Annotated in this window: 2 pseudogenes; both read left to right on the plus strand. The window is 71.9% G+C overall.

From position 1 onward, the window contains the following. A pseudogene (gene trkA / locus AC27KI_RS26830) lies at window positions 1-309 on the plus strand (Trk system potassium transporter TrkA); the annotation flags it as partial. Window positions 310-352: 43 nt separating this feature from the next. After that, a pseudogene (locus AC27KI_RS26835) lies at window positions 353-612 on the plus strand (TrkH family potassium uptake protein); the annotation flags it as partial.

A 612-nucleotide genomic window follows, 5' to 3' on the forward strand; every position in this document is an offset into this window, starting at 1 on the left:
GCGCTGGAGATCGTGGCGCGCGGCGACCGCAAGAGCTCGCGCGTGGTGGGACGCAAGGTCGGCGACCTGCACCTGCCGCCCGAGGTGCACATGGGGCTGATCGTGCGCGGGCTGTCCGGCGCGGAGCCGGGCGCGGATGCGGCGCTGGCCGAGGGCGATGGCCCGGATGCCTTCGCCGAACCCCAGGTCATCATTCCGCGCAGCCACACGGTGATCGAAAGCGGGGACCACGTGGTGTTCTTCCTGCCGAACAAGCGGCTGGTGCGCGATGTGGAAAAGGCCTTCCGCCTGGGCGCGACGTTCTTCTGAACCCGCGCCCCCGACCCTCTTCGTTTCCTTCCACACCGACACCATGGCGGACCTTCTTCCCGTTCTGCGCGTGCTGGGCGCGCTGCTCGCCCTGTTCTCGCTGGCCTTCGGCGTGCCGCTGGCGGCCTCCTGGTGGACGGGCGACGGCCTGTGGCCGCAATACGCCGGCGCCCTGGCGGCCACGCTGCTGTGCGGCGGCGGGCTGTGGGCGGGTCTGCGCCACCAGGCGCGCGAACTGCAGCCGCGCCACGGCATCATCCTCGTCGCGCTCGTGTGGGTGGTGCTGCCGCTGTTCGCCGCGCT

This window comes from Acidovorax sp. KPB24-03, from assembly GCF_057546605.1.